A 6,824-nucleotide genomic window follows, 5' to 3' on the forward strand; every position below is an offset into this window, starting at 1 on the left:
GACGAGACCGGTCGTCCACAGTTGTACGAGCTCGCCGTACTCGCGCCGCGCGAGCGCCGCGTCCAGCGTCCGTGTCTGGTCCACATCGGCGGTGAAGACTGCCAAGCTGCCCTGCCGGCGTTCCACCCGGCCCCGGTACAGGCCGGGGATTCCGGCCTCTCCGTCCAGGAACGCCGTGATTCCCGCGACGAGTTCGGCGGTCGTGGCGGCGATGAGTCCGAGACGTTCCTCATATGCCTCCCGGCCTGTCTGGAGGGTGTGGGCGATGTCCGCGAGCCCGGCTTCGGCGCCCTCGCCCTCGGTCGTCCAGCGCAGCAGCTGACCGGCCTGTGCCCGCAGGGCGTCGTCCGTCCGCGCGGAGAGGACGACGACGGCGGGACCGCCCGCCGGAGGGACTCCGTCCGGCCGGGGGGCCGGGAGGTACTCCTCGACGATGACGTGTGCGTTGGAGCCTCCCGCCCCGAAGGACGAGATGCCGGCGACTCTCGGTGCCGTGGTGCCGTCGTGGCCCGTGGGACGGCTCCATCGCTCCGGTTCCCGCGCCACGTAGAAGGGGCTGCCGTCGAAGTCGATGTGGGGATTGAGCACCTCGGAGTGCAGGGAGGGCACGATCCGGCCGTGCTTCATCTGCAGCAGCACCTTCGTCAGCGCGGCGATACCGGCCGCGCTCTCGGCGTGCCCGATGTTGCTCTTCACCGAGCCGATCGCACAGAACTGCGTCCGGTCGGTGTGCTCACGGAAGGCTCTGGTCAGTCCGGCGATCTCGATGGGATCACCGAGTGAGGTGCCGGTTCCGTGAGCTTCTACGTAGCTCACGGATTCCGCGTCGACTCCGGCCTCACGGAGCGCGTGGCCGATGACGTCGTACTGCGCGCGGGGGTTGGGGACGGAGTATCCGTTGGTCTTGCCGCCGTGGTTGACCGAAGTGGCCCGGATGACGCCGTAGACGGTGTCGTTGTCCTCTCGTGCGCGTGCGAGCGGCTTGAGCAGGACCGCGCCGACACCCTCACCCGGGACGTATCCGTCACCGCCCTGTCCGAAACTCTCGCACCGGCCCTTGCTCGACGCGTATTTGCCGCTGCCGAGCATCAGGAACTTGTTGGGGTGCAAGGAGAGGTTCACACCGCCCGCGACGGCCAGTTCGCAGCCGCCCGTCCGCAGGCTCTGGCAGGCCAGGTGCAGCGCGGTGAGCGACGACGAGCACATGGTGTCGACGGCCATGCTCGGACCGTGCAGGTCGAAGACGTACGACACCCGGTTGGCGATGGTCGACGCGCTGCCGGACAGCGTGACGTTACGTCCGCGCGCCTGCTCCTGGGCGCCGTAGAGCTGGTACTCCTCGTACATCACCCCGACGAAGACTCCGACGTTGCCCGGCAGGCCGCGGTCCGCGCACCGGCTCAGCGCCTCGCGTGTGTACCCCGCGTCCTCGAGCGTCTCGTGCACGCATTCCAGGAACAGCCGCTCCTGCGGGTCCATGAACGCCGCCTCGCGCGGAGCGATGTTGAAGAAGAGCGAATCGAAGCGGTCCACACCGTCCAGGAAGCCGCCCCACTTGGCATAGGTCTTGCCGGGCGCGTTCATGTCCGGGTCGAAGTAGGGGGCGTGGTCCCAGCGGTCGGCGGGAATCTCGGTGACGCTGTCCCGGCCCTCGGCCAGATTCCGCCAGAACTCCCGGATGTTCCGCGCCTGGGGGTAGCGGCCCGCCAGTCCGACGACGGCTATCTCCGTGTCCCGTCCCACCGGCTCCAGGCGGCTGCGCCGCACGACCGCCGGGCGGGTGCGCCCGGACCGTGTCGCGCCCCGGGGGGCGTCCGCGGAGGTACCGGACGGCTCCTGGGCTTCCGTGGCAAGCAACTCGACCAGTCTCGGCCGGTGCGCACCGAGGAGGTATCCGGACAGGGCGCTGATGCTCTGGTACTCGTAGAACAGCGTCTTGGGCAGTGATCCGAAGACCGTCTCCAGCCTGTTGGTCAGGTTCATCGCCATGATCGAGTCGATGCCGTAGTGCTCGAGGGCGTCGTCCGCGTCGATCCGCTCGGCGGGCACCCGCAGCTCGGCGGCGAGGAAGTCGACCAGGTACTGGCAGGTCCGCTCCTCCAGGGTGCGGTCCGGGCCGTCGCCGTCCTCCGCGGCGGGGACCGCGGGGGACGCCGCCTCACCCTGCGGCAGTGTGCCGCGGGCCCGCTCGGCGGAGGCATCCGCCGCGTACGCCCTGGAGGTGAAGCCCCGGAGCCGGCAGCGCGGTGTGCCGGTGTCGTCGAGGAGGTCGATGTCCAGCTTGCGGATACCGAGATCGGGCTGGTCGTCGTCGCTGTACCGGACCCACGCCCACATCTGCGGAGTGCAAGGTCCCAGCACGTCCAACTCGTCCAGTGCGAAGGGGAGGTGGAGCATGCCGGGGGTGGGGTCCGCCCGGTCCTCGTCACGGCCGAACAATCCGACGGCGGACTGCAGGGCGGCGTCCAGAAGACCTGGGTGCAGCACGTACCCGTCGGCGTCGGCCGGCGTCCCGGACGGCAGTCGCAGCCTTGCCAGCGCCTGCCCGTCGCCGATGGCCACACTCTCGACGCCGCGGTGCGCGGGGCCGTAGTCGAGACCCATGGACCGGTAGACGCGATAGCACTGTTCGGCGTCCATCTGTGCGGCACCGCACGCCACACGCAGCGCGTCCACGTCCACGGCTTCCGGCGCGCCGTCACCGGCGAGGGCCCGGACAGTGCCCTGGCTGTGGACGACGGCGTCCGCGTCGGGTGCACCTCCCGGAACGCCGGAGATCTCGAAGGTCACCTCCCCGGCGGCGGCTTCCCCGGGCGCGGAACCGGCCTGCGCGGCGTACAGCGTCGTCGAGACGTGGGCGGGTTCCTCGGCGACCGTCAGGGGCTGGGCCCACACCACGTTGCGGAGCACGGTCCGACGCGTGCGCCCGTCGAGCGAGGCGTCCAGCGCCGCACGTGCCATCTCCAGGTACGCGGCGGCCGGAAGCACCTTGCGGCCGTCGACGACGTGGTCGGTGAGGAAGGACTCCTCCCCTGAGAAGACCGAACCGAACCGCTGGGCGTCGAGGGTGGAGGTGTTGGTGTGGACGAGCGGGTGGAGCCGTCCGGCACCGGGATCGGCGGGGCCGGGTCCCGCGAGCAGGTCGCCCACCCAGTAGCGCTCCCGGGCGAAGGGGTAACCGGGCAGCGGGAGCATCCGGGGGCGCTGCGAACCGTACAGCTTGCCCCAGTCGACGCTCAGGCCCTTGACCCAGAGGCCGAGCAGCCGGTCGAACTTGCCCTTCTCGATCCACACGTCGACGGTGGTGGCCATGTCGCCGTCGTCGCCGAGGGCGGTGAGCGCCTCCCGGTGCTCCTTCACGTTGCCGAGGTGCAGGTCCTCGACGTCCTGCTCGCCGGCGGCGAACGCGGTGAGTCCCCGGACGAGCTCGGCGTGGGACGCGACGGCCAGTGCGAGCCGCACGTCCATCGCCTCACGGCCGAGCTGGAGCGTGTGGGCGACGGCGCCGAGGTCGAGGGCGGCGGCGTCCCGGGATTCGAGCCAGTCGAGCAGGTCCCGGGCCCGTTCCCGGAGGCGGTCGGTGTCCTTCGCCGAGAGGACGATCAGGTGCGGAACGCCCTCCTGTTCGGGAGCGGGTGCGGGAGCGGCTCGGCGGTATTCCGCAACGACGACATGAGCGTTGGATCCGCCGGCACCGAACGAGGAGACCCCGGCGATCCGGTCGCCTTCCGTCAACTCCCCGTCGTCACCGACTACTGCGGGTCGCGTCCACTCGGTCGTCTCCCGCTGGAGACGGAAGGGCGTCCGGGTGAAGTCGATGTTGGGATTGGGTTCCTGCGCGTGCAGGCCGGCCGCGATGTGCCCGTGTTGCATCTGGAGGACGACCTTGAGCAGCCCCGCGATGCCCGCGGCGGCCTCCAGGTGACCGATGTTGCTCTTCAGGGAGCCGATGGCGCACTGCTGCCGGGAGCCGGTGTCCGGGGCGAACGCCTGGGCCAGCCCGTCGACCTCGATCGGATCGCCCAGCTCGGTGCCGGTGCCGTGTGCTTCCACGAAGCTCACCTCGCCGGCGGAGACGCCCGCACGGGCGAGCGCCTCGCGCACGACCTCGGCCTGCGCGACGGGGCTGGGGACGGTGTAGCCGTTGGTCCGGCCGCCGTGGTTGATGCTGCTGCCACGCAGCACTGCCCGGATGTTGTCGTTGTCCCGTTCGGCGTCCTCCAGCCGCTTGAGCAGGACGACGGCCACGCCCTCCCCCGGCACGAATCCGCTGCCTCCGGCTCCGAAGCTGCGGCACCTGCCGTCGTCCGACAGCATCCGCTTGCCGGACATCAGGGTGTAGTTCGAAGGGTGCAGGTAGAGATTGACCCCACCTGCGACGGCCAGGTCGCACTCACCGCGGCGAAGGTGCTGGATCGCCTCGTGGACGGCGCTCAGGGACGACGAGCAGAGTGTGTCGACCGGCAGACTCGGCCCCGTGAGGTCGAGAAGATACGACACCCGGTTCGCCACCGACGCGAACGAGGTCAAGGGGTGCAGCTTCTCGTTGCGTTTCCGCAGTTCGGGGCCGTACAGGTCGAAACCGGTCTTCGAGACGCCGGCGAAGACACCGACCCTACGGCGATGGGCGTCGGCCAGGCGCTGCCTGGTGTAGCCGGCGTCCTCCAGCGCGTTCCAGGACTCCTGCAGGAACAGGCGCTCCTGCGGGTCCATGCTCATGGCCTCTTGCGGCGAGATCGCGAAGAAGAGCGGGTCGAACTCGGCGAACCCGTCGAGGAATCCGCCCCACTTGCTGTAGCTCAGGCCCGCCGCCACCGCTTGGTCGCGGTCGGGGTGGTAGAAGCCCTCCAACGGCCAGCGGCCCTCGGGGATCTCTGTGACGCAGTCTCGCCCGTCGGCCAGGTTCTCCCAGAACTCCCGCAGGTTCCGGGCCTGCGGGAACCGTCCGCTCATGCCGATGACGGCGACCGCGTCCTCGGTGCGCCCGGTGGCGGGCGAGGACGGCGCCTGCGCCTGCCGTCCGGCTGCGGAGGCTTCCACCGGCCTCGGCGTGGGAGCGGCCTGCCCCGGCGCGGGAGCGGCCTGCCGGGGCGCGACCGACCCCGTCCAGTCCAGGCATCCCTGCCGGTGCGCCCGGAGAAAGTAACGCGCGAGGGCATCCAGCGAGTTGAACTCGTACAGCAGCGTCTTGGGCAGGTCCGGGAAGACGTCGGCGAGTTTCCGGTTGAGCCGGGTGACGACGATGGAGTCGATGCCGTAGTTCGCCAACGGCACATGAGCGTCGATCCTGGCGACCGGCAGGCCGATGACACCGCTGAGCATCTGCCCGAGCCTGCGGACGATCCTGTCGCGCAGCGCCTCGTCGTCGACGCCCTCGGGAAGCGCGGGTACGGGGGCCGGGGCGGACCCGGCGGTGGTCGTCGGCTGCCGGAGGAGCGTCCGGCGGATGCGCGGCCCGTCGCCCTCGACCGCCATCACCTGGCAGTGGTCCGACCCGAGGGCGTCGTGGAAGACCCTGAGGCCCGACTCGGTGCGCAAGGCGTGCATGCCCGTCTGCTCCCGCAGGGCCTGCTCCGTCTCCTCGTCGACCGGCATCCCGCCCTCGGCCCACAGCGGCCAGTTGAGCGAGAGGCTTCGCCCCGAGCGCAGGCCCTGCGCGACCAGACCGCCCCGGTGGTGCGCGAACGCGTCCAGGAACGCGTTGGCGGCGGCGTAGTCGGACTGGCCTACGTTGCCCGTGACCGCCGCGGTGGAGGAGAACAGGGCGAAGAAGTCCAGCGCGTCGTCCTTGCTGGCTGCGTCCAGGTTGAGGGTGCCGGCTGTTTTGGGGGCGAGGACCTCACGCAGTTCCTCGGCGCTCTTGTGCGCCACGAATCCGTCCCGGAGTATCCCGGCGCTGTGGATGATGCCGTGGATGGCACCGTGCTCACGCCGCGCACCTGCCAGGTACGCCTCGACACCGTCCCGGTCGGCCACGTCGAGCCGCGTGTACTCCACCCGCGCATGCGGACGGTGCAGGCCCTCGAGGAGCTCTCGTCGGCTGCTGTCGAGGGCGGAGCGGCCGCTGAGCAGGACGGACGCGTTCTGTACGGATCTCAGCAGGTCCCGGGCGAAGATCAGTCCGAGCCCGCCGAGGCCGCCGGTGACGACGTACGTACCGCCTTCCCGCCAGGGCAGGGTCGTGTGTCCGGTGCTCGACGCCTCGTGCCAGGTCAGGACCTCACGGACGCCGTCGCGGAACCGTACGACGCGGTCGCCACCACGCTCGCGACTCGCCAGGATGCGGGCGGCGGTCGGCGACACCCCGGCGGCCGGGTCGACGAGGAGCAGCTGGGGCACGATCCCGGGGTTTTCCAGGCCCGCACTCCTGACCAGGCCGATCAGGCCTGACAGGAGAGTGTCCTCCCCTTCCAGGGAGCAGACGAGCTGAACCAGTGTGGAAGGCAGTTCCGGGTTGCCGGCCAGCGGGCGCAGCGCGGCGAGCACCTGGCCCGCGAGGTCGGCGTAGCGGTCCGCGAGCCCGGTGGCCCCGGTCCGCAGGAGGCGCACGTCGACCGCCGCATCCTGCTCACGCAGTGCCTGCTCCAGTGCGGGGGACCCGGTGAGGAGCAGCACTTGTCCCGGCTTCCGCCCGGTCGCGGGGCCGTCGGCCGCCTGCCAGACCGGGTGGCACCGCACCAACTCGGGCGACGGCACCGCGCCGGGGAGGCCCATCGGCGCTCCCGTGCGGTCCTGACGCTCCTTCAGGAACCGTTTGACGTGCTCCTTGGAGACGCGATCGGCCTTGAGATCCAGCAGAAGCCGTTCCAGCTCACTGTCCATGA

General features: G+C 70.7%; 1 protein-coding gene (running past one end of the window). It reads right to left on the reverse strand.

The features are described from left to right. Positions 1–6,822, reverse strand: the start of a protein-coding gene (locus HED23_RS16250) for an SDR family NAD(P)-dependent oxidoreductase (protein ID WP_203184114.1). It extends 6,927 nt beyond the left edge of the window; only the first 6,822 of its 13,749 coding nucleotides appear in the window; the start codon lies at positions 6,820–6,822; the stop codon falls past the left edge of the window. Positions 6,823–6,824 lie beyond the last annotated feature (2 nt).

Origin of the sequence: Streptomyces pratensis, assembly GCF_016804005.1 — a bacterium.
GTDB lineage: Bacteria > Actinomycetota > Actinomycetes > Streptomycetales > Streptomycetaceae > Streptomyces > Streptomyces pratensis_A.